We start from the raw sequence: 22,017 nt of genomic DNA, 5'->3' as shown, positions 1-22,017 counted from the left end.
TACAAACTACTAACCGCCGCGCTGCGCCCGCCCACGCCGCACGCGGTTCGCGATAACGATTGCGACGGCGATCACCAGGACGCCGATCACGTACCACTTGTAGTGCTCGAACGCCGAGTAGATGGCGACCACGTGTTCACCGGCCAGGAAGCCGAATCCTGCCCACGTACCCACCCACAGCACCGCGCCGAGCGCGTTGAAGCCGAGGAACTTCAGCCAGTGCATGCCGGCGATCCCGGCGAGCAGTCCGTTGACCTGGCGCAGGCCCTCGATGAACCGGGCGACGGTGACGACCTTGCCGCCGTGGGCGTCGAAGAAGGTCTCGGCACGATCCAGCCGGGCGGGCGTGAGGAACACGTAGCGGCCCCACCGCTCGGCCAACGGCCGCCCGCCCAGCCGGCCGACCGCGTAACCGATGTTGTCCCCGATGACCGCGCCGATCACCGCGACGAGGATCACCACCGCGATGTTCAGGTGACCGGCACCGGCGAAGAGTGCAGCCGAGATCAGCATGATCTCCCCTGGCACGGGCACCCCGAAGTCCTCGAGCAGCACGAACCCGCCGACGGCGAGGTAGCCGTAGTGTTCGAGCACCGGCTGAACGTCGCCGAAGACGCCGGGCAATTCGGTGTCGGTCATTCCGATCGATTCTGGCTGATCGCAACCATGGCAGCGACGTGTCGTCGGCCATAGCCTGGCCGACGTGCGGTTATTCGTGACAGATGAGACGGGTGACAACGTCACCGAGTTGACGTCGGGAGGCGGACCCGTGGTGCGGCTGACCGCCCGCGACCTGAAGCACGCCCAGCGTGGTGCGACGCGCCTGCGGGCGGAGGGGCGCGACGTCGCGGTCATCCTGGACGTCGCCGTGGCGGTGCCAGGCGACTTCCGCTCCGCAGGCACCGACGAGACAGTGCGATATGCGGGCACCGTCGACGGGCTTGCCGGGTTGATCGCCGACATCGATTCGGCCGACGTCGCCGACGGCGTCACGCTGGTTCCCGCGGCCGGCCTGCCCCGGCAGGATCTGCGCACACTCGGCCACGACGTACTTCACCGACTGGCCACCCGGGAGCAGGCAAGCGCGTGACCGCGCATTGCCCCCGTCGCTTCGCTCGCCCCAACTGATCCAATCCTTGGATTAGTTGCCACCAAATCGGTCTTGGACATGAATCGGTTGGGGTCATAGCGTTGGCCGCGTGACAGCAACGATCGCCGACGCCACGCAACTGACCGGACAGATGATCATCGCCGGTGCGCTCGTCACCGGGACGGGTGACGAGATCCGCGGATTCGATCCCGCGGCAGGCACCGCCGTCGAGCCCCCGTACCGCTACGGCGACGCCAGCCACGTCGACGCCGCATGCGCCGCGGCCGCGGAGGCCTTCCCCGGCTACCGCGCGACGACCTCCGAACAGCGCGCGAGCTTCCTCGAAGCCATCGCCACCAACCTCGAAGCCATCAAGCCCGCATTGGTCGCCCGCGCCGTGACGGAGTCCGGCCTTCCCGAGGGCCGCATCACCGGCGAGGTCGGACGCACGACCGGTCAACTGCGCATGTTCGCCGACGTCCTGCGCGAGGGCAGCTGGACCGGCGCGCGCATCGACCCCGCCCAACCCGACCGCACCCCCTTGCCACGGCCGGACATCCGCCAACGCGCCATCCCGCTGGGACCGGTGGCCGTGTTCGGGGCGAGCAACTTCCCGCTGGCGTTCTCCGTCGCCGGCGGCGACACAGCGTCGGCTCTCGCAGCGGGTTGCCCGGTGGTGGTCAAGGCGCACGACGCACATCCCGGGACCTCCGAGCTGGTGGGTCGTGCCATCACCGACGCGGTCAGCGCCGCAGGCCTGCCCAAGGGGACGTTCTCGCTGTTGTTCGGTTCGGGCCCCGGGCTCGGCGGCGCGCTGGTCACCGACCCGCGGATCAAGGCCGTCGGATTCACCGGATCCCGTTCCGGCGGAACCGCTCTGGTTGCCGCGGCCGCCGGTCGGCCCGAGCCCATCCCGGTCTACGCCGAGATGAGTTCGATCAACCCGGTGTTCTTGCTCGGCGGGGCATTGGCGAGCAGGGGGGCCGACCTCGGTCGCGCCTTCGTCGGGTCGCTGACGATGGGATCGGGCCAGTTCTGCACCAACCCCGGGCTGGTGATCGCCGTCGACGGGCCCGGCCTCGACGCCTTCATCGCGGCTGCGAGCGAGGCGCTGACGCAGTCCCCGGCCACCCCGATGCTCACGCCGGGCATCGCCGAGAACTACGCCAAGGGAGTCACCGCGCTGAGCGGGCAGGCGGAGCTCGTCGCGCGCGGTACGCCTGCCGAGAGCCCGACGAGCTGCCAGGCCGCGCTGTTCGCGACCGACGCGGCGAGCTTCCAGTCCTCCGAGGTATTGCAGGCCGAGGTGTTCGGTTCGTCCAGCGTCGTGATTCGATGCGCCGACGCCGACGAGATGAGCACCGTCGCAGCGGGTCTCGAAGGACAGCTGACCGCGACCGTGCACGCCGACGAGTCCGACTACGACGAGGCGGGCAAGCTGCTGCCCACGTTGGAGACCAAGGTAGGCCGGATCCTGTTCAACGGCTGGCCCACCGGAGTGGAAGTGGGATACGCGATGGTCCACGGTGGGCCGTACCCCGCGACGTCCGACTCGCGCACCACGTCGGTCGGAGCCCGCGCGATCGAACGGTTCCTGCGGCCGGTGGCCTACCAGGACGTACCGAACTCATTGCTGCCCAGCGCGATTGCCGACGGCAATCCCGACGGGCTCTGGCGCCGCATCGACGGCCGCCTCACCCAAGCCTGACCGAACCCATTCCCAGCTAGGAGACTCCCGACATGCACGACGGCCTCGAAGGCGTTCTTTTCTTCCCCGTCACCCCCTTCACCGAATCGGGTGAGGTCGACCTGACCCGGCTCGCCGAGCACGTCGCCAAGGGCGTCGACGCCGGACCCGGTGGTGTGTTCATCGCTTGCGGCACAGGCGAATTCCACGCCTTGGAGACCGGAGAATTCGCGGGCATCGTCCGCACCGCCGTCGAGGCGACCGCCGGACGGGTCCCGGTCTACGCCGGCACCGGAGGATCGGTGGCGCAGGCCAAGATCTTCGCGCGGGTGGCGGCCGAGGCCGGCGCCGACGGGCTGCTGCTGCTGCCGCCCTACCTGGTGCAGATGCCGCAGGCCGGACTGGTCGCCTACACCCGCGAGGTGGCGGCGGCCACCGAGCTGCCGGTGATCGTCTACAACCGCGGAAACGCCCGCTACACCGAGGCTTCGGCGATCGAGGTCGCTCACCTGCCGACCGTCGTCGGGTTCAAGGACGGCACCGGCGACGTGGACCGGGTGGCCCGGATCGTGCGCGCCGTCACCGACGCGCTCGCGCCGACCGGCAAACCGTTCCAGTTCTTCAACGGCCTGCCCACCGCGGAGGTCTCGCAACAGGCCTACCGCGCCATCGGCGTCACGCTGTACTCGTCGGCCACGTTCGCGTTCGCCCCCGAACTGGCGCTCGCGTTCTACGAGGGGTTGGAACGCGACGACGAGAAGCTGGTCGCGGCGCTGCTGCGCGAGTTCTTCCACCCGCTGGTCCGGTTGCGCGACACCGTGCCCGGCTACGCCGTCTCGCTGATCAAGGCAGGCGTCACCATGGAAGGCATCGAAGCGGGCGCGGTACGGGCACCGCTGATCATGCCGACGCCCGAGGCGCTCACCGAGCTGGGACAGATCATCGAGGCGGGCCGCGCGGTCATCGCCGACGAGCTCGCCGCCGCGCGCTGATGGGCGGTCGGATCCGCATCACGGGCGCCCGCATCACCCCGGTGGCGTTCGTCGACCCGCCGTTGCTCAACACCGTCGGCGTGCACCAGCCGTTCGCGCTGCGCGCGATCATCCAGCTCGACACCGATGCGGGTCTGGTCGGGCTGGGGGAGACGTACGCCGACGTCGTGCACCTGCAGCGGCTGCAGGCCGCAGCGGACGCGATCACGGGGCTGGACGTGTTCGCACTCAACGCGATTCGCGCGGCCATCTCCGACCGGCTGGGTGGCGACAGTACCGGCGACGGCTCAGGACTGGCGGGCATGATCACGTCGGCCAGTGTCGTGGACCGGGTGTTCTCGCCGTTCGAGGTGGCGTGCCTCGATGTGCAGGGGCACGCGACCGGACGCCCGGTGTCCGACCTGCTCGGCGGCGCGGTCCGCGACGAAGTGCCCTTCAGTGCCTACCTCTTCTACAAGTGGGCGGCGCACCCCGGGGCCGAACCCGACGCATGGGGAGAAGCGCTGGATCCGGCGGGCATCGTTGCGCAGGCCAAACGCATGATCGGCGAATACGGTTTCACCGCAATCAAACTCAAGGGCGGCGTGTTTCCGCCCGACGAGGAGATGAAGGCGATCGAGGCGCTGCGCGAGGCGTTCCCTGGGCATCCGCTGCGGCTCGATCCGAATGCCGCGTGGACTCCGCAGACGTCGGTCAAGGTGGCGGCCGGACTCGCGGGCATCCTCGAGTACCTGGAGGACCCGACGCCCGACCTGGACGGCATGGCCGAAGTCGCCGCGCAGGCGCCGATGCCGCTGGCCACCAACATGTGTGTCGTGGCATTCGACCACCTGGCACCCGCGATCGCCGAAAAGTCGGTCAGCGTCGTGCTTTCGGACCACCACTACTGGGGCGGTCTGCACCGCTCCCGGCTACTCGCAGGCATCTGCGACACGTTCGGGCTGGGACTGTCCATGCACTCCAACTCGCATCTGGGCATCAGCCTGGCCGCGATGGTGCACCTGGCCGGCGCCACGCCGAACCTCAGCTACGCCTGCGACACGCACTGGCCGTGGAAGACCGAAGAGGTGATCAAGCCCGGCGTCCTCGAATTCCGTGACGGCGCCGTGGCCGTACCGACCACGCCCGGGCTCGGCATCGAGGTCGACGAGGACGCGCTCGGCGCGCTGCACGAGCAGTACGTGCGGTGCGGCATCCGGGACCGCGACGACACCGGCTACATGCAGAGCATCGACCCCGGCTATCGCGCCATCAGCCCGCGATGGTGAGGACCGCCGTCCTACACTGATGCACGACTGCCGCATCCGGCGGCTGCAGTGATGCTAGGAGTGCATCGGTGTTCTCCCTTGCCCGACTGTCGTGCTTCATCGCCGTCGCAGAGGAACTGCACTTCGGCCGCGCCGCCGAACGGCTGCACATGACCCAGCCGCCGCTGAGCAGGCAGATCCAGCAGCTCGAGGCCGAACTGAGCGTGCAGCTCATCGACCGGACCACCAGGTCGGTCACGCTCACGCCTGCGGGAGTGGCGTTTCTTCCCGACGCGCGCCGGATCCTGCAGCTGGCCGAGAGCGCGTCGCTGACGGTGAGGCGTGTTCCCGCAGGCGACCTCGGCACCGTGGTGGTGGGGTTCACCGCCGCGTCGGCGCACGCCGTGCTTCCCCGTCTGCTCGAGCGGACCCGCGCGCAGCTGCCGGACGTGAAACTCGATCTGCGCGAGATGGTTTCGGCCGTGCAGATCGAGGCTCTGATGACCGGTGAGATCGACCTGGGGATGGCAAGGCCGCCCCTGAAGCGGCCGGGCATCGTGTCGCGGCCGCTGCTGCACGAACAGCTGGTGGCCGCACTGCCCGCCGGCCATCCCCTGGTTGGGCAGACCCGGCAGCTGACCCTCAACGACCTCGACGGGCAGGACGTGATCATGTACTCGCCCGTGCAGGCGCGGTACTTCAACGAGCTGCTGATCAGCACGTTCACCATCGCGGGCGCCACACCGCGCTACGTCCAGTTCGTCACGCAGGTGCACACCATGCTGGTGTTGGTGCGCTCGGGCATCGGGATCGCGCTGGTGCCCGCCTCGGCCGCGACGCTGCATCCCGAAGGGGTCGTGTTCCGGTCCATCGGGGCGTTCAGGGAGCGGCCGGTGGAGCTCGATGCCGCGTGGCGCGGCGACAGCACCAACCCCGCGCTACTGCGCCTGCTGCGCGACGTCCTGCCGCCGCGGGAGTGGACCACCGACGATCTGGTCGACGAGTTCGTCGGCGCCTAGACGCGGACGCTGGGCTCCACGACCGGCGTCACCAGACGCCCCGTGGTCAGAAACTCGTCCAGGTTGCGCAGCGTGAGTTCCTCCATGGCCGCGCGGGTTTCGACTGTCCCACTGCCGACGTGTGGCAGCAGCACGACGTTGTCCAAAGTCAGAAGCTCGGACGGCACGTTGGGCTCGTCGGCGAAGACGTCCAGACCAGCCCCGGCGAGCCGGCCTGCCGTCAGCGCGTCGACCAACGCCTCCTCGTCGACGACGCTGCCGCGGGCGATGTTGACGAGATAGCCGTCGGCGCCGAGCGCATCCAGCACGTCACGGTCGACCAACTGCCGCGTCCCCGATCCGCCTGCCGCGGCGACGACGAGGACGTCGACATCCCGGGCCAATTCGACCGGCGAGCCGACGTAGCGGTACACCGATCCCTCGACCTCGTTGCGGTTGTGGTAGGAGATCGTGCAGCCAAACGCGTTGAGCCGCTTGGCGATTGCGCTGCCGATCCGGCCTAGTCCGATGATCCCCACCCGGGTGTTGCTGACCTGCCGGGTCAACGGGTAGTTGCCGTCGACGGGCCAGCGCCCCGCCCGCAGGTACCGGTCGGCTGCCGAGAACTGACGCATCACGTCGATCGTCAGACCCACGGCGGTGTCGGCCACGCAGTCGGTCAGTACGTCGGGGGTGTTGCTCACCCCGATCCCGCGCGCGGCGGCGGCGTCGACGTCGGTGGTGTCGTAGCCGACGCCGAAGTTCACCACCGCGCCCAGGTTGGGCAGCGCTGCCATCAAGTCGGCGTTCACGCCGGTGCGCCCCGAGGTCACCGCCGCGGTGATCTCGGCGCCGCGGGCGGCCAGGAACGTCTCGCGCTCGGATTGCCCATCCGGCAGCACGACGGCCGCATAGGTCTCTGCGAGCCTCTGCTCCAATGACGGCTTCAGCGGTCCGACCTGCAAGACGGTCTGAGTCATGTCGACCACGGTACGGCGACCTGCGGATACCCGTCCAAGCCGGAATTAGCATCGGCTTATGCCCAACTTGCATGGGCGACGGATTGCGGGCGTCGGCAAGGTATCGGCGGCCGCATGGCGGGGTCGAATGCCCAGCTCAGCGCGGTTCTGAAGCCGGTTCGGGGAGGTCAGTGCGCCCTAACCTGAGCCTCAATCGGGCCGTTCAGGCCGGGTTGACGGGTCTCGAACCGCACTCCTACCTTGTGTCTACCGTCACAGGATTCATCCACATACGTAGACGTCACAGCTCATCCGACCGGGAGGAATTACATGGCCCCGACAGCGTCCGCACCGCGGCTCCGCCGGGCAGGGACCGCCGCCCTAGCGCTGACCGGTGCCTGTCTCATCGCCAGCGGCTGCACGGTCGCCAACACCGGCCACGGCGGCTACGACGTCAACACCCTGCGCATCGTGCTGCAAGAGGAACCGCCGACGCTCGAACCCTGCGAGAGCTCGCTGACGTCGACCGGCGTCGTGGTCCGCTCCAACATCACCGAGCCGCTCGTCGAGCGCGACCCGAACACGGGCGACCTGCAACCGCTCTTGTCGACCGGGTGGCGTCAGACCTCGCCGACCGAATGGACCTTCGACGTCCGCAAGGGCGTCACCTTCTCCGACGGATCACCCTTCACCGCCGCCGACGCCGCATTCTCCATCGACCGCGCGGTGAACTCCGACTTGCAATGCAACGTCGACGGATACGTGTTCGGCGACGAGAAGCTCGCCGTGGCCGCGCCCAACGACACCACGGTGACGGTCGGCACCGAGAAGCCCGATCCAATTCTGCCGCTGCGAATTTCGTTCGTCGAGATCGTGCCCAAGTCGACGAGCACCACGGCGAAGGTGCGCGAGCCCATCGGCACCGGCCCCTACGCGATCGACGACTGGGAGTACGGACAGAAGCTGCGCCTCGTGCGCAACGACACCTACTGGGGCAAGAAGCCCGCCTTCGCGAACGCCGAATACCAATGGCGCAGCGAGGGAAGCGTCCGCGCCGCGATGGTCGTGAACGACGAGGCCGACATCGGCACCCTGCTCGGTCCTGAGGACGGTGCAGGCGATCTCGGCGTGGCGTTCCCGAACAACGAAACCACCGCCCTGCGCATCACCGGCACCGAAGCGCCGCTCAATGACATCCGTGTCCGCCAGGCCATCAACTACGCGGTGAACCGAACCGGCATCGTCAAGGCGCTGTTCCGGGGGATGGGTGAGCCGGCCGCGCAGCTCATTCCCGAAGGGGTCGTCGGCTTCAACCCCGATCTGCAACTGTGGCCGCACGATCCCGAGAAGGCCAAGCAACTCGTCGACGAGGCACGGGCCGACGGCGTACCCGTCGACAAGCAGATCCGGTTGATCGGGCGCACCGCGCAGTTCCCGAAGATCACGGAGACGGTGGAGGTCATCCAGAACGAGCTGAGCCAGGCCGGCCTCAACGTCAAGATCGAAATGATGGACACGGCAGGTCAGTTGCAGTACCAGCTACGACCGTTCCCGGACAACAGCGGACCATTCGTGGCGTTGATCATGCACGGCAACCAGGCCGGTGACGCGGCATTCAGCGTCGACCAGTACATGCGCACGGATGGCGCGCAAAACGGCTACGGCACACCCGCTTTCGACCGCAAGATCGATGCGGCGGGGGAACTCACCGGTGAACAGCGGCAGGACGCCTACGCCAAGCTGTTCGCTGAGGAACCCAACGAGGTCGCCCAGTTCGCGTACATCGCGCACATGAACGGTGTGCTCGCCGTGTCGCCACGGGTCGACTATCAACCGAATTCCGCGACCGGCGACGAGATGCGTCTCGCCGACATGAAGTTCGCGTCCACCGACCGCACCGACCAGCAGTAAGAAGCGGGAGGCTGTAACCCATGTTTTCCTTCGTTCGCCGCCGGATGTACACCAGCGCACTGCCTTTGATCATCGTGCTGCTGGGTGTCTTCCTACTGGCCCGCCTCACCGGCGACCCGTCCAACCTTTATCTGCCCGAGTCCGCCACCCCGGACCAGCGTGCGGCGTTCGCGGAGAAGAACGGCTTCGACCAGCCGATCCTCAGCCAGCTGATCGACTACTTCAAGGGTGTGTTGCACTTCGACTTCGGCACGTCGATGCGTACCGGGGAGTCGGCGTCGGAGATGGCCTTCCGGGCCTTCCCCGCCACGCTGCAGCTCGCCGTCACCACGATGCTGCTGGCGATCGTCGGGGCCGTGATCATCGGATGCTGGGCCGCATACCGGCCCAACTCGCTGGCCGACCGGTTCTCCAGCCTCCTGTCCATGACCGCCGCCAGCATCCCCGACTTCTGGTTCGCCATCACCGGCGTGTGGCTGTTCGCCGTTCTGCTCGGTGTCCTGCCGACGTCCGGTACCGACGGCGCACTGTCCTGGATCCTGCCCATCGCCACCTTGATGATCCGCCCGCTCGGCGTGCTCACCCAGGTGGTGCGCGGCGCCATGGTCTCCGCGCTGTCGGCACCCTATGTGCGACTGGCACGCAGCAAGGGCGCCAGCGACTTCCGCGTGGTGTCCCACCACGCCCTGCGCAACGCCGCCGCACCCGCCCTCACCGTTGCAGGCGACCTGGCCGTCGGCCTGATCAACGGCGCGGTGGTGGTCGAGGCCATCTTCGGCTGGCCCGGCATCGGCAAGCTGATGATCGACGCCATCCTGCAACGCGACTTCGCCGTGCTGCAGGCCGCCGTGCTGCTCACCGCGGTCAGCATCTTCCTACTGAACATCGCCATTGACGCCTGTTACGCGCTGCTCGACGCTCGCGTGCGGGAACCGGCCAAGGTCTGAGAAGGACTGGAGAACAACGCGAATGAGCACGCAACTCGATCTGGTGCCCGTCAAGCCGACCACCGCCATCGTCGGCGAGCCGGACGCAGGGGATGCCCGCAAGTCGGGCCGCTCGGTGTGGTTCCGGCTGTTGGCGAACGACCGCGTCGCCGCCGCGGCAGCGGTGGTCCTCGGACTGGTGTTCCTCACCGCCATCTTCGGCCCGATGCTGGTCGGCAACCTCGCCACGCACATCGACCTGGACAACTCCAACCAGGCGCCGTTCACGCTGGCGCACGGCTGGGCCAACGTGTTGGGCACCGACCCGCTGGGCCGCAGCATGCTGGCCCGCCTCATCGTTGCCTGCCGCACAACGCTTTCGGTGGCCATCCCGGCGGTGGTGATCTCGGCCGTCGTGGGCTCGGTGATCGGCATGTGGGCCGGCTTCTTCCGCGGCTGGCGCGAGACCGTCGCCATGCGCGTGGCCGACGTGATCATGAGCTTCCCGTCGCTGCTGCTGGCCGTCGTCGTGCTGTACGTCTTCTCGCCGAGCGCGGCCAACATCGTCGTGGTGCTCGCCATCACCCGCATTCCGGTGTACCTGCGCACCGCCCGCGCCGAGTCGGCCGAGCTGGCCAGCCGGGTATTCGTCGACGCTGCACGAACATTCGGTGCCAGCGGGCGATCGATCATCACCCGCCACGTCCTGCCGATCGTGCTGCCCACGCTGCTGACCGTCGCCACGCTGGACTTCTGCTACGTGATGCTGGCGGAGAGCTCGCTGAGCTTTCTCGGCATCGGCATCCAGCCACCCGACGTCAGCTGGGGCCTGATGGTCTCGCAGGGCCGTACCTACCTGCACACCGCGTGGTGGCTGTCGTTCTTCCCCGGCCTGGCCATCGTCATCACGACGGTGTCGGCGACGATCCTCGCCGCCTGGGCCCGCATCGCCACCGACCCGGGACAGCGCTGGCGATTGACGGTTCCCCAGAAGCGCCTGTCCCGCTTCACCAAGACCGGAAAGGCCCTCTCATGACCGCCTCCGTCGCAGAGCACGCGCCCGACGAACGCTTGGACGCCGACCCGGCATTGCGGGTCGAGGACCTCACCGTCGACATCCGCACCATCAACGGCACCGTGCGCGCCGTCGACAAGGTGTCCTTCGCCGCACACCGCGGCCAGACGCTGGCCCTGCTCGGCGAGTCCGGCTGTGGCAAGTCGATGACCGCAACGGCGTTGGTGGGGCTGCTGGAGCCGGTCGCCGACGTCGTCGCCGGGACGGCGATGCTGGCCGACAAGGACATCCTCTCCGTGGACCGCAAGACGCGGCGCAAGCTGGCGGGTACCGAGCTGGCGATCGTCTTCCAGGACGCGCTCACCGCGCTGAACCCGCTGTACACCGTCGGCACTCAGCTCGCCGAGCCGTTCCGCATCCACCACGGCATGAAGGCCAAGGACGCCAAGCGCAAGGCCGTCGAACTGATGACGCGGGTGGGGATTCCGCAGCCGGAGTCGCGGATGAACTCCTACCCGCACCAGTTCTCCGGAGGCATGCGCCAGCGACTGCTCATCGCGATGGCCGTCGCGCTGAATCCGCGGGTGCTGATCGCCGACGAGCCCACCACCGCGCTGGACGTGACCGTGCAGGCGCAGATCATGGCGCTGCTGCGGGACCTCCGTGCCGAATACCAGATGGCGCTCGTACTTATCACCCACGACCTGGCGCTCGTCGCCGAGGAAGCCGACCGCGTTGCGGTGATGTACGCGGGCAACATCGTCGAAACCGGTTCGGTAGCAGAGGTTTTCGCCGACCCGAAACACCCCTACTCCAAGGGCCTGCTGAACTCGGTGCCGGTGAACGCCGAACGCGGCGCCGAACTCAAGTCGATCGGCGGTTCGCCACCGGACCTGCAGTCGATTCCCGAGGGCTGTGTGTACCAGGCACGCTGCCCGCTGGCCCGCGAGCTCTGCCGCACCACCCGTCCGGCCCTCCAAACCGTCGGCGCCGCACGCAAGTCCGCGTGCCACTTCCCCGAAGAGGTTCCCAATGTCTAATCAGAAAACGGATGAACCACTGCTCACCGTCCGCGACCTGCGCAAGTCCTTCCGGGTGCCCGGCGGGCGTGGTGGCAAGGCCAAGTTGTGCGCCCTCGACGGCATCAACCTCGAGTTGGGCCGCGGTGAGACCCTCGGCCTGGTCGGTGAATCCGGCTGCGGCAAGTCGACGTTGGCCCGCACGCTGCTGATGCTCGAACGCCCCGACTCCGGCACGATCCGCTTCGACGGCACCGATCCGTTCAGCCTGCGCGGCAAGGACCTGCTCAAGTTCCGGCGCCGCGTCCAGATGGTTTTTCAAGACCCCTACGCCTCGCTGAACTCCCGGATGACGGCGGGCGACATCATCGCCGAGCCGTGGCGCACCCACAAGACGCTGCACCCGTCGAAGCGCGACCGCGACATGCGGGTGCGGGGGCTGCTGGACCTCGTCGGTCTCGGCGCGAAGGCGATAGACAAGTACCCGCAGGAGTTCTCCGGCGGCCAACGGCAACGCATCGGCATCGCCAGGGCGCTCGCGCTCGACCCCGACGTCATCATCTGCGACGAGCCCGTCTCGGCCCTGGACCTCTCAGTGCAGGCGCAGGTGCTCAACCTGCTCAACGACCTGCAGAAGCAGCTGCAGATCTCGTACGTGTTCATCTCCCACGACCTGTCGGTGGTGCACCACGTCGCGGACCGGGTCGCCGTGATGTACCTGGGTCGCATCATCGAAAACGGGCCCACCGAAGCGGTTTTCGACCGGCCCAACCATCCGTATACCGCGGCGCTGATGTCGGCGGCGCCCAAGCTGGACGCGGCGCAGCGCGGCGAGCGGATCCTGCTCAAGGGCGAGGTGCCCTCGCCGCTGGACCCGCCATCGGGTTGCCGGTTCCGGACCAGGTGCCACCGGGCCACCGACGTCTGCGCCAAGGAGCGGCCGCCCGTCGCGCTCGACCTGCAGGTCGCGGGCCACAGCGCGGAGTGCCACCATCCGTTGCTCGACGAGCAATCCGCGTTGTCCCACAGCGCGTGAGCGTCCTCGACTACTCGATCATCGCGGTGGCGATCCTGTTCGCGTCGTGCCTGCAGGCGTCGATCGGCTTCGGCATGGGCATGCTCGCGGCACCCGTCGTCGCAGTCGTCGACCCGGCGCTCATCCCGGGCACGCTGATCATGCTGGCCGCCCTGCTCACCCTGCTGGTGGTGATTCGCGAGCGGACTGCGATCGACGTGTCCGGCACCGGTTGGGCGCTGATCGGACGGGTGCCGGGCACCATTGCGGGTGCCCTGCTGTTGACGGCGATACCCGAACGCGCACTGGCGATCCTGATCGCCGCAGTGGTGCTGGTCGGTGTGGCGGTGACGAGCTTCGGCTGGATTCCCGTGCCGCATCGACGCAACCTCGTGCTGGCCGGAGCCACCTCCGGGGTCCTCGGCACGGCGACCTCCATCGGTGGGCCGCCGATGGCCCTGGTGTGGCAGCGCAACAGCGGTGCGCAACTGCGTGGCACGATGAGTGGCTTCTTCCTGATCGGATCGTTGATGTCGCTCGGCATGCTGACGTTGACCGGTGAGGTCGACACGCACACCCTGCGCGCGTTCGCCGTTCTGGTGCCCGCGGCGATCGCCGGATATGCGTTGTCGCGCTTCGCCAATCGACTACTCAACCCGCAGCGTCAGCGGTGGACCGCGATCGGCGTCTCCGCCGCGGGCGCTGCCGTGCTCGTCGCCCAGCAGGCGGGGCTGCTGTGACGCCCGAACCGTCGTCGGATGTCGCCGTGCGCAAGGTGAAGTCGGCCGTTCGCACCGTCGCGCTGCTCGAGTACCTCGCCGGTCGGCAGGACCGGCCCGCGCGCATCCGTGAGATCAGCGAGGCGCTCGACATGCCGCGCAGCAGTGCGCACGCCCTGTTGCGGACGCTGATGGCGCAGGGCTGGGTCCGCGCCGATGACTCCGGGACGCTGTACGGCATCGGCATTCGCGCGCTGCTGGTCGGAACGAGCTACCTCGACAGCGACCCGTACCTCCCGATGATCACGCCGTTCCTCGAGGATCTGCGGCAACAGCTCGACGAGACCTTCCACGTCGGCAGGCTCGACGGGCCCGACGTGGTCTACCTCGCCACCAGGGAGTCGCGGCAGTATCAACGCATCACCAGCCGGGTGGGACGGCGCCTTCCCGCCTACACCACTGCACTGGGCAAGGCGCTGCTGGCCGAGCGATTCGGCGCCGATCGCGATGACCACATTCCCGAGGAGCTGACCGCGCTCACCCCGCACACCCTCACCGACCGGGCCGCGTTGGAGGAGGCACTCGAAACCGTCCGCATCCGCGGCTACGCGACCGACGACGAGGAGAACACCGCCGGGCTGCGGTGTTTCGCCGTCGCGCTGCGGTACGCCCGCCCCGCACAGGACGCGATCAGCGCATCCATTCCGATCGCGAGGTTGACTCCCGAGCGCGAACGCGAGGTCGTGGAGGCCCTGAGCAGTGTGGGCGACAAGGTGAGCAGGGTGTTGCGGCCCCTCGCGAACGGCGACAAGTGGTTCGCCCAGTGACGCCCGGGGCCAGCTCGCCGATGCGTTCGGTGGATCAATCCATGCGATTTCAGTGTTGGACCGCATCAGCGAGCGTTCGTAGGCTGATTCCATGAGTCTTGCGAGGAGCCTTGCGAGTAGCGTCCCTGTCGTCACGGAGATGCGGGTGGTCCCCATCGCCGGACACGACGACATGCTGCTGAACCTGAGCGGCGCGCACGGGCCGTTCTTCACCCGAAACCTGGTGATACTGAAGGACTCCGACGGCAACACCGGTGTCGGTGAGGTGCCGGGCGGCGCGCCCATCCAGCGCACCCTCGAGGACGCCCGCGGGATCGTCGAAGGCCGCGGCATCGGGGCCTACCACGCCGTGCTCGCCGACATGCGACGCGCATTCGCCGACCGCGACGCCGGCGGACGTGGCGCCCAGACGTTCGACCTGCGCGTCGCCGTGCACGCCGTAACCGCGGTGGAGTCCGCACTTCTCGACCTGCTCGGTCAGCACCTCGGCGTGCCGGTCGCGGCACTGCTCGGCGACGGACGGCAACGGGACCGGGTGCAGGCGCTCGGCTACCTGTTCTTCGTCGGCGACCGCACCAAGACCGACCTGGCCTACCGGTCCGCGGCCGACGAGGCGCCGGACGCCGACGACTGGATGCGGATCCGGCACGAGGAGGCGTTGACCCCGGAGGCCGTCGTCCGGCTGGCCGAGGCCGCGCGGGAACGCTATGGCTTCCGCGACTTCAAGCTCAAGGGCGGCGTGCTTCCCGCCCCGGACGAGGCCAAGGCCGTCATCGCGCTGGCCGACCGCTTCCCCGACGCGCGAATCACGTTGGATCCCAACGGCGGATGGTTGCTCGCCGACGCGATCACGACGTGCCGCGAACTGGCGGGCGTACTCGCCTACGCGGAGGATCCCGTCGGCCCGGAAGGCCGGTTCTCCGGCCGCGAGGTGATGGCGGAGTTCAAGCGCGCCACCGGGTTGCCGATCGCCACGAACATGATCGCCACCGACTGGCGCGAGCTCGGCCACGCCATCCGCGCCGGCGCCGTCGACATCCCGCTCGCCGACCCGCACTTCTGGACGATGAGCGGATCCGTGCGCGTCGCCCAGCTGTGCGACGCGTGGGGGCTCACCTGGGGTTCGCACTCCAACAACCACTTCGACGTCTCACTGGCGATGTTCACCCACGTGGCCGCCGCCGCACCCGGTGCCATCACCGCCATCGACACCCACTGGATCTGGCAGGACGGTCAGCGCATCACCAAGCGGCCGTACCAGATCGTCGACGGTTACCTCGACGTCCCCGACGAGCCCGGCCTCGGCGTGGAACTCGACGAGGACGCGGTCGCAGCCGCCCACGAGCTCTACCTCGCCGAGGGGCTCGGCGTCCGCGACGACGCGGTCGCCATGCAGTACCTGGTCCCCGGCTGGACCTTCGACGGCAAACGCCCAGCACTGCAACGGAACTGACGCAGTTGAAGATCATCGTCGCCGACCGCAACGTGGTACCGCACCGCGCGCGGTTCGAAGTCGCCCTGCCCGCAGAAGCCGACGTCGTGTGGTGCGTCGGCGCGGAGCCGTCGACCGTGCTCGACGAGCTGCGCGACGCCCAGGTGTACGTCGGCAGTCGATTCACCGCGGACATGGCGGGCGTCGCCGAGAAGCTGCGACTCGTCCACGTGGCAGGCGCAGGCACCGACCGCATCGACTTCGACGCGCTGCCCGCCGACGTGATGGTGGCCAACACCTTTCACCACGAGCGGTCGATCGCCGAGTACGTGCTGGCGGCCGCGATCGTGCTGCGGCGCAACTTCCTGGCCCAGGACCGATCACTGCGCCGCGAGGTGTGGGCGACGCCGGTGTACGACGACGCCATCGAGCAGCCAAAGACCCTGCGGGACACCCGAATCGGCTTCGTCGGATTCGGCCACATCGGCCAGTGCAGCTGGGAGTTGTTCCGGGCGTTCGGTTCGGCCGGCGCCGCGGTCACCGGATCGGGGCGGGTGGACGCCGTTGCCCACGGTCTCTCTTGGGCCGGCGACGTCACCAGGCTCGACGTGCTCCTACACGAGTCGGACGTCCTGGTGCTGTCCGCGCCGCTGTCGCGAGAGACCGAGGGCATGATCGGCGCCGACCAGCTTCGGGCACTCGGTCCCGACGGCGTGCTGATCAACGTGGGGCGCGGAGCCCTGGTCGACGAACGTGCGCTGTTCGATGCGCTGCGCAACGGCGACATCCGTTCCGCCGCCATCGACGTCTGGTACCGGTATCCGGCCGGCCCCGGGGAGACGAGCGCCCCGGCCACGCTGCCGTTCAGCGAACTGGCCAACGTTCTGATGACGCCACACTCGTCGGGAGTCACCTCGGACACCTTCACCGGCCGGGTCGACGACATCGCCGCGAACATCGGCAGGCTCGCCCGCGGCGAGGCGTTGCGCAACCTCGTCGCACGCTGAACGCAGACTGCGCAGCTGGCAGCAACCCCCGCCGCGGCTCGACCGCGATTGCGTGGTGAACGCCGAATGGCTGCGGGCCCCGCAGCAGTCATCGACGCGTCGATTATTAGCCAGCCATCCAAGATCACGCGATAGTGCCACTATGGTCTCGATTATGACAGCCGCTCGCGCATAGCCAGAATTTTCATTCGTGGCCACGAAAATCGATCTTGACGCCAATGTTGGCGCGGTGTTTGCCGCGCGAATTTCGGCGTGCCCGATCCGCGTACACAGCAACTTTTCTTCCGCGTTGAACTCAATTCGATATCAGACGCTTACGAAGTGCTGATAATTTGGCGTTCGCAAGGAAATGCGGGAGCATCAACGACAGAATCAACGATGTTGCCATGGGTCCGACAGCCAGCGGACGGGTGATGCTCCGGCAAAGCGGTGCTGCTTGCCGGGCACGACATCAACACGTAGAGGGACCAGTGCGTATGACCCAGGAAGCAACCAGTTCCGTCACGGCGGCAGCGCAGGAGCCTGCCATTCCCGCCCGTCGCAAACGGGTGCGAATCATCGGACTGGACGGCGTGCGCGGATTGCTGTGCCTGTGCATAGCCGTCACGCACGTGACGACGCATTATTCGCCGAAGACGGCAGCGACCTGGCAGACCAGTCTCTTCGGGTTCTCACTCGTGTACTTCTTCGTACTGAGTGGCTTTCTGTTGTTTCTTCCGTACGTCCGCAATCTCGTCGAAGAACGCTCGCTGGGCAAGATGCCCGACGTCAAGGATTACGTCGTCCACCGCCTGGCGAGAATCATTCCGGTCTATTTGGTGATCTTCCTGATCGTCAACTTCGTGTTGCGGGTGGCATACGTCCAAAATCCCGCCATACAGCCGGTTGGCACCGATGCCGGCACAGGGATGATCACCGATCCCGGCGAGCTGATCGCCAACCTCTTCCTGGTGCAGACCTATTTCCCCGCCTACATCCAGACGGGCATCAACCCGTCGTGGTCGCTGACGCTGGAATACGCCTTCTACGCATCGCTGCCGCTGCTCGGCTTCCTGCTGTTCAAGCTGCGCAAGCGCTCGACGAGGAATCCGTTCCTGCTGGCCGCTTTGGCGCCACTCATCCTGCTGGTGATCGGGCTGGTGGGCCGGGCGCTGACCCCTGTGGTGTTCTCCTTCTCGAGTACCACCGACTTCATGCTGCTGAACTGGGGCCCGAACTGGGCCGCGGTGTTCACCAAGAGCTTCCTCACCAATGCCGACAACTTCGCACTCGGCATGTTCGCCGCCATCGTGTTCGTCGCACTCGAGCACCGCGTGCTCTCGGAACGCCTCAGCAGGCGGGTGCGCATGATCTGCGCGCTGGCGATCATCCCGGTGTTCCTGGTGTCGGGTGTGCTGCTCGTCGTCGCCAACCAGTTCGCGACCGCAGGCGTCAGCGTCGTCGCCGCGCTGATGATCCTCGTCATCGTCGCCCCGCTCGGGCGCGGGGAGAAGACCAAGCTGGCGGTGTGGCTCGACGCCCGTCCGATCCGCTACGTCGGCGAGGTCTCACTGTCGGCGTATCTCTGGCACTTCCCGTTGCTGCTCCTGCTGGGCAGGATCGGCTGGATGGCCGGTGACGACCTGCCAGGAATGCTGCGCAACATCGTGGTCCTGCTATCGGTGACGATCCTCGCGGCGACCGTCACCTACTACGGCATCGAGAAGCCGGGGATGAAGTACGCGAAGAAGATGCGCGCCAAGAAGGTGGCCGTCCCGCACGATCCGAAGCTCGCACCGGTCATCGTCGGTCAGGAAAGCGCCTCGTAGATCAGCGTGGAGTAACGCGCGGTCCGCTCCGACCCCTCGATGCCCGCACCCATCTTGTTCATGACATAGGCCGTCGTCATTCGGCGGTCGGGGTTCATCGTCTCCCAAGAGCCGCCCCAGCCACCCCAGAAGCAGACCTTCTCGTCGGGGATGTAGGGGAAGGTCTGCGGCTGCGGCAAGCCGAATCCGAGGCCCCACTTGATGGGGTGCAGCGCGAGCACCAGATCGGGTCCTTCGCACTGCACCTCGAAGATCTTCTCGATGGTCTCCGGACGCAACAGTTGGACGCCATCTACCGTGCCACCCAACGAGATCGACGAGAGGATCCGCGCCAGCGCCCGCGCATTGGTGTGACCGTTGACGGCGCCCATGTCGGCCGCACGCCACTGCGGGCTGTTGGCCACCAAGGGATCCGGGGCGGGACCGGTGAACGTCTTCAGCATCGGCTCGGGCCACTGATCCATGGGCGGGATGCCCTCGAATGGATCAGTGGCAGCGATGATCTCGGCGATGCGGGCCGAGTCGTCGGGTACCGCGCCGATCTGAAAGTCCGCGCCGAGCGGCCCCGCAATCTCGTCGCGGACGAACTGCTTGAGTGACAGGCCGGTGACTCGGCGCAGTACCTCACCGATCAGGTGGCCGAAGGTGATCGCGTGATAGCCCGACGCGGTGCCCGGTTCCCACCACGGCGCCTGCGCGGCGAGCGCGGCCGTCGACCTCTCCCAGTCGAAGAGGTCGTCGACGACGACCGGCTGGTCCCATCCGGACACTCCCGAGGTGTGGGAGAGGAGGTGCCGAAACTCGATGGCTTCCTTGCCGTTCGCGCCGAATTCGGGCCAGACGCTCGCGACCGGGGTGGTCGGTTCGATCAAGCCGCGGTCGATCAGCATCAGGCCTGCCAGCGCAGTGATGGTCTTGGTCGACGACCACACGTTGACGATGGTGTGCTCGGTCCACGGCGTGGTCCTGGCGGCGTCGGCGTAGCCACCCCAGATGTCGACGACGGTTTCACCGTCGATGTCGATGGCGATGGCGGCGCCGACCTCCTCGCCGTCGGCGATCGCCCGGCCGAGCGCGTCGGCGACCTTCGCGAAGCGGGCGTCGCAATGTCCATGAAGGTCGGTCATCGCGCCATCATGCAACGTCAGAGGCCGCTGGCGTCCCACTTCTCCTGGATGCGGCGCAAGCCGTCCGGCGTGAGCGTGCCGAACAGTCGCAGCCGCGCCATCCCGCCGTCGGGGTAGATGTCGAGCCGCGCCTCGGTGACGGGACGGTCGTCGTCGATCAGGAACCGGTGCCGGGTGTCGGGTTGCAACTCCGTCGTCGGGAGCAGCTCGAACCAGTCGCCGTCACCGTCGCGCCCGGACAGCCGGGCCGCGCCCGGCGCGTTGCCGATGAAGTACGACGTGTCGAACTCGGCGGCGGTCAGCACACCCTGGCTCGCCAAATGCACCTGCACCCAGTCGTTTCCGGCGTCGCGCCGTCGCGACGTCTCCCATCCGTCGCCCATGGTGCGGGCAGTGCCCGGCAGCAGCAGGTTGTTTGGTGAGCCATAGAACATGTTGGAGCACACCGTGATTCGGCCACCGCTCTCCAGCGCGGCCAGGTCCAACGGCAGCCCGCCTGCGAACCGCGGGTCCAGCAGACCCTCGCCGTGCACGCGGAACCGCGCGATGCCCCCGTCGGGGTACATCGACAACCGGACGTGCGACCAGCGCCGATCGGAGTCGACCTCGAACGGGTTGCGGGTGTCGCCGTTGACCGAACTGCGCTGCACGATCGTCGTCCACCGAGCCTTGTCCACCAGCTCCTCGACCGACGGATGGCCCGGCAGATGGGCGGCTTCGACCGAGATCTCCGGTGGATAGTTGCCGGTGAACCAGGCGGTGTCGACCACCACGCCGCGCACGATGCCCGGCACGCCGAGCCGGACGATCGCCGAGTCGCGCGCGTCGTCCGTCGTCCCGCGCCGGCGCCGGGTTTCCCAGCCGTCGTACACCTGGCCCTTGTGCCCGAAGGTGGCAGGCCGGAACTCGGCGGCCCCGGGCTTGATCAGGTTCTCCTTCTCGGCGAACAGATCGTCGTTGGCCCACACCACCGCCGCCCCCGACGAGCGCGCCGCCAGATCGGGCAGCGAAAGGAAGTGGGAGTGCGCGCGGTTCTTCTCGGAAGGGGTGGTCGTCACTCAGACGAGCCTAGGGCGAGCTTGGCGTGTCACCAGTTCTGGTAGCCGCCCTCGGGTCCCAACATGCGCTCCAGGCGGGTCCGGTTGATCTTCGCCAGCTCGTTGCGGACGACCTTGCGTTCGGTCTCCACGTCGTTGTGCATGCGGTCGGTCACCGTGCCGAGGACGTCCGAAGCCGCAAGACCGCCGACGCACATCACGAACCCGAAGCCGAACTTGTCCAGGTATCCGTTGGCCGTCTCGGCGAGCCGGGCCATCACCGCGGCGTCGTCGTCCCACACCGAGCACTGCTCGGCCTGCGACTTCGCGCTGCGTGGCCGGCGTCCGACGTGCGGGCAGGCGTCCAGGATCTGGTCGATGGTGGACTCGGGCAGCGCGAAGAGCAGCGCGTCGGCACGACGGAACAACGCCGCGTGGTCGTCGTAGGGGCGGCCGCGGGCCAGCTCACGGGCCATGACGAGACAGTTGCAGCACTCGTAGAGCGCATGCACCGCCTTGCGCTCGGGCCACGCGTTGAACGCCTCGAGCCCGACACCCTGATGAAGGAGCACATCGCCATGATCGAAGCCTCAAGCCACGACCGCGTTACCGCGTGTTACGGCGGTGAAAAAACTTAGTGCCCGGTGGTCTTGAACCGTTCGATCGACCGCTGCAACTCGGCCTCGGCCTCTTCGCGGCCCGCCCAGTCGGCGGCCTTGACGAACTTGCCTGGCTCGAGGTCCTTGTAGTGCACGAAGAAGTGCTTGATGGCCTCGAGTTCGAACGGCGGCACGTCGGCCAGGTCCTGGATGTGGTCCCATCGCGGGTCCCCAGCGGGCACACACAGCAGCTTGTCGTCGCCGCCGGCCTCGTCGGTCATCTTGAACATCGCCACCGGCCGCGCCTCGACGATGCAACCGGGGAAGACGGACTCGGGCAGCAGCACCAGCGCGTCCAGCGGGTCGCCGTCCTCGCCGAGGGTGTTCTCGAAGAACCCGTAGTCGGCGGGGTAGCCGAACGCCGTGTAGAGGTAGCGGTCGAGCTTGACCCGGCCCGTCTCGTGATCCACCTCGTACTTGTTGCGCGAACCCTTAGGGATCTCGATGACGACGTCGAACTCCACCGCCGCGGCTCCTTCATATCTGCTGGGCATAGGGGTCGTCGGGTGACGACGCGGGTCAACCATAAACGAGCGATACGC

Annotated in this window: 21 protein-coding genes; 15 read left to right on the top strand and 6 right to left on the bottom strand. The window is 67.8% G+C overall.

The window, feature by feature from the left end:
• Positions 1-9: 9 nt before the first annotated feature.
• Positions 10-639 (bottom strand): DedA family protein, encoded by a 630-nt coding sequence (locus N536_RS0129095; protein ID WP_029116836.1) that lies wholly within the window; start codon positions 637-639, stop codon positions 10-12.
• A 76-nt stretch (positions 640-715) separates the two neighbouring features.
• Between N536_RS0129095 and N536_RS0129090 the strand changes: the two genes are divergently transcribed.
• The 5 genes from N536_RS0129090 (at position 716) to N536_RS0129070 (ending at position 6,035) form a co-directional block, all read left to right on the top strand.
• Positions 716-1,090 (top strand): hypothetical protein, encoded by a 375-nt coding sequence (locus N536_RS0129090; RefSeq protein WP_036438027.1) that lies wholly within the window; start codon positions 716-718, stop codon positions 1,088-1,090.
• A gap of 109 nt (positions 1,091-1,199) precedes the next feature.
• Entirely contained in the window at positions 1,200-2,798 is a 1,599-nt protein-coding gene (locus N536_RS0129085) for an aldehyde dehydrogenase (NADP(+)) (RefSeq protein WP_029116834.1), read from the top strand.
• 32 nt (positions 2,799-2,830) lie between these two features.
• Positions 2,831-3,769, top strand: a complete 939-nt coding sequence (locus tag N536_RS0129080) for a 5-dehydro-4-deoxyglucarate dehydratase (protein ID WP_029116833.1) — start codon at positions 2,831-2,833, stop codon at positions 3,767-3,769.
• Positions 3,766-5,037, top strand: a complete 1,272-nt coding sequence (locus N536_RS0129075) for a glucarate dehydratase family protein (RefSeq protein ID WP_029116898.1) — start codon at positions 3,766-3,768, stop codon at positions 5,035-5,037. Before N536_RS0129080 ends, N536_RS0129075 begins: the two co-directional genes overlap by 4 nt.
• 68 nt (positions 5,038-5,105) lie before the next feature.
• A complete protein-coding gene (locus N536_RS0129070; RefSeq protein WP_029116832.1) occupies positions 5,106-6,035 on the top strand; it encodes a LysR substrate-binding domain-containing protein in 930 nt (309 codons plus the stop codon).
• Here N536_RS0129070 and N536_RS0129065 read toward each other — a convergent pair.
• Positions 6,032-6,994 (bottom strand): 2-hydroxyacid dehydrogenase, encoded by a 963-nt coding sequence (locus tag N536_RS0129065; RefSeq protein ID WP_036438021.1) that lies wholly within the window; start codon positions 6,992-6,994, stop codon positions 6,032-6,034. The genes N536_RS0129070 and N536_RS0129065 overlap by 4 nt on opposite strands.
• A gap of 309 nt (positions 6,995-7,303) precedes the next feature.
• Between N536_RS0129065 and N536_RS0129060 the strand changes: the two genes are divergently transcribed.
• The 10 genes from N536_RS0129060 (at position 7,304) to N536_RS39800 (ending at position 18,652) form a co-directional block, all read left to right on the top strand.
• A complete protein-coding gene (locus N536_RS0129060; protein ID WP_029116830.1) occupies positions 7,304-8,884 on the top strand; it encodes an ABC transporter substrate-binding protein in 1,581 nt (526 codons plus the stop codon).
• Between the two features lie 20 nt (positions 8,885-8,904).
• The gene (locus N536_RS0129055) at positions 8,905-9,831 is read left to right on the top strand and encodes an ABC transporter permease (RefSeq protein WP_029116829.1); all 927 of its coding nucleotides are present in this window, start codon (positions 8,905-8,907) and stop codon (positions 9,829-9,831) included.
• Positions 9,832-9,853: 22 nt separating this feature from the next.
• On the top strand, positions 9,854-10,846 hold the full coding sequence (locus N536_RS0129050) for an ABC transporter permease (protein ID WP_029116828.1): 993 nt from the start codon (positions 9,854-9,856) through the stop codon (positions 10,844-10,846).
• Positions 10,843-11,865 carry an ABC transporter ATP-binding protein gene (locus N536_RS0129045; RefSeq protein ID WP_029116827.1) on the top strand — a complete coding sequence of 341 codons (1,023 nt, stop codon included), beginning with the start codon at positions 10,843-10,845 and terminating at the stop codon, positions 11,863-11,865. Before N536_RS0129050 ends, N536_RS0129045 begins: the two co-directional genes overlap by 4 nt.
• Positions 11,858-12,880 (top strand): ABC transporter ATP-binding protein, encoded by a 1,023-nt coding sequence (locus N536_RS0129040; protein ID WP_029116826.1) that lies wholly within the window; start codon positions 11,858-11,860, stop codon positions 12,878-12,880. The genes N536_RS0129045 and N536_RS0129040 overlap by 8 nt, the downstream gene beginning before the upstream one ends.
• Positions 12,877-13,599: a sulfite exporter TauE/SafE family protein gene (locus N536_RS0129035; RefSeq protein WP_029116825.1), complete on the top strand. Its 723-nt coding sequence runs from the start codon at positions 12,877-12,879 to the stop codon at positions 13,597-13,599. The genes N536_RS0129040 and N536_RS0129035 overlap by 4 nt, the downstream gene beginning before the upstream one ends.
• Complete coding sequence (locus tag N536_RS0129030) at positions 13,596-14,405, top strand: IclR family transcriptional regulator (RefSeq protein WP_036438018.1); 810 nt, start codon at positions 13,596-13,598, stop codon at positions 14,403-14,405. The genes N536_RS0129035 and N536_RS0129030 overlap by 4 nt, the downstream gene beginning before the upstream one ends.
• Positions 14,406-14,496: 91 nt before the next feature.
• Positions 14,497-15,858 carry an enolase C-terminal domain-like protein gene (locus N536_RS0129025; protein ID WP_029116823.1) on the top strand — a complete coding sequence of 454 codons (1,362 nt, stop codon included), beginning with the start codon at positions 14,497-14,499 and terminating at the stop codon, positions 15,856-15,858.
• A gap of 5 nt (positions 15,859-15,863) precedes the next feature.
• The gene (locus N536_RS0129020; protein ID WP_029116822.1) at positions 15,864-16,844 is read left to right on the top strand and encodes a 2-hydroxyacid dehydrogenase; all 981 of its coding nucleotides are present in this window, start codon (positions 15,864-15,866) and stop codon (positions 16,842-16,844) included.
• Positions 16,845-17,320: 476 nt separating this feature from the next.
• Positions 17,321-18,652, top strand: a complete 1,332-nt coding sequence (locus N536_RS39800) for an acyltransferase (protein ID WP_064751598.1) — start codon at positions 17,321-17,323, stop codon at positions 18,650-18,652.
• Here N536_RS39800 and N536_RS0129010 read toward each other — a convergent pair.
• The 4 genes from N536_RS0129010 to N536_RS0128995 all read right to left on the bottom strand — a co-directional run bounded on the left by N536_RS0129010 (position 18,634) and on the right by N536_RS0128995 (position 21,939).
• Positions 18,634-19,779 carry an EstA family serine hydrolase gene (locus tag N536_RS0129010; protein ID WP_029116821.1) on the bottom strand — a complete coding sequence of 382 codons (1,146 nt, stop codon included), beginning with the start codon at positions 19,777-19,779 and terminating at the stop codon, positions 18,634-18,636. The two genes, N536_RS39800 and N536_RS0129010, sit on opposite strands and share 19 nt — an antisense overlap.
• A 17-nt stretch (positions 19,780-19,796) precedes the next feature.
• Positions 19,797-20,837: an allantoicase gene (gene alc / locus N536_RS0129005; protein ID WP_029116820.1), complete on the bottom strand. Its 1,041-nt coding sequence runs from the start codon at positions 20,835-20,837 to the stop codon at positions 19,797-19,799.
• A gap of 29 nt (positions 20,838-20,866) precedes the next feature.
• Positions 20,867-21,388: a 2-oxo-4-hydroxy-4-carboxy-5-ureidoimidazoline decarboxylase gene (locus tag N536_RS0129000; protein ID WP_029116819.1), complete on the bottom strand. Its 522-nt coding sequence runs from the start codon at positions 21,386-21,388 to the stop codon at positions 20,867-20,869.
• Between the two features lie 62 nt (positions 21,389-21,450).
• Positions 21,451-21,939: an inorganic diphosphatase gene (locus tag N536_RS0128995; RefSeq protein WP_029116818.1), complete on the bottom strand. Its 489-nt coding sequence runs from the start codon at positions 21,937-21,939 to the stop codon at positions 21,451-21,453.
• Positions 21,940-22,017 lie beyond the last annotated feature (78 nt).

Source organism: Mycobacterium sp. URHB0044 (genome assembly GCF_000620625.1).
In the GTDB taxonomy this organism is placed as follows: Bacteria; Actinomycetota; Actinomycetes; order Mycobacteriales; family Mycobacteriaceae; genus Mycobacterium.
The sequence above is the reverse complement of the archived record's forward strand: the minus strand, read 5'-3'. Positions and strand labels throughout refer to the sequence as shown.

What these genes read in the sequence shown, in the direction of transcription:
- N536_RS0129095 (WP_029116836.1), bottom strand. Translation starts at nt 639, where the DNA reads ATGACCGACACCGAATTGCCCGGCGTCTTCGGCGACGTTCAGCCGGTG.
- N536_RS0129080 (WP_029116833.1), top strand. Translation starts at nt 2,831, where the DNA reads ATGCACGACGGCCTCGAAGGCGTTCTTTTCTTCCCCGTCACCCCCTTC.
- N536_RS0129065 (WP_036438021.1), bottom strand. Translation starts at nt 6,994, where the DNA reads ATGACTCAGACCGTCTTGCAGGTCGGACCGCTGAAGCCGTCATTGGAG.
- N536_RS0129060 (WP_029116830.1), top strand. Translation starts at nt 7,304, where the DNA reads ATGGCCCCGACAGCGTCCGCACCGCGGCTCCGCCGGGCAGGGACCGCC.
- N536_RS0129055 (WP_029116829.1), top strand. Translation starts at nt 8,905, where the DNA reads ATGTTTTCCTTCGTTCGCCGCCGGATGTACACCAGCGCACTGCCTTTG.
- N536_RS0129050 (WP_029116828.1), top strand. Translation starts at nt 9,854, where the DNA reads ATGAGCACGCAACTCGATCTGGTGCCCGTCAAGCCGACCACCGCCATC.
- N536_RS0129045 (WP_029116827.1), top strand. Translation starts at nt 10,843, where the DNA reads ATGACCGCCTCCGTCGCAGAGCACGCGCCCGACGAACGCTTGGACGCC.
- N536_RS0129040 (WP_029116826.1), top strand. Translation starts at nt 11,858, where the DNA reads ATGTCTAATCAGAAAACGGATGAACCACTGCTCACCGTCCGCGACCTG.
- N536_RS0129025 (WP_029116823.1), top strand. Translation starts at nt 14,497, where the DNA reads ATGAGTCTTGCGAGGAGCCTTGCGAGTAGCGTCCCTGTCGTCACGGAG.
- N536_RS39800 (WP_064751598.1), top strand. Translation starts at nt 17,321, where the DNA reads ATGACCCAGGAAGCAACCAGTTCCGTCACGGCGGCAGCGCAGGAGCCT.
- N536_RS0129010 (WP_029116821.1), bottom strand. Translation starts at nt 19,779, where the DNA reads ATGACCGACCTTCATGGACATTGCGACGCCCGCTTCGCGAAGGTCGCC.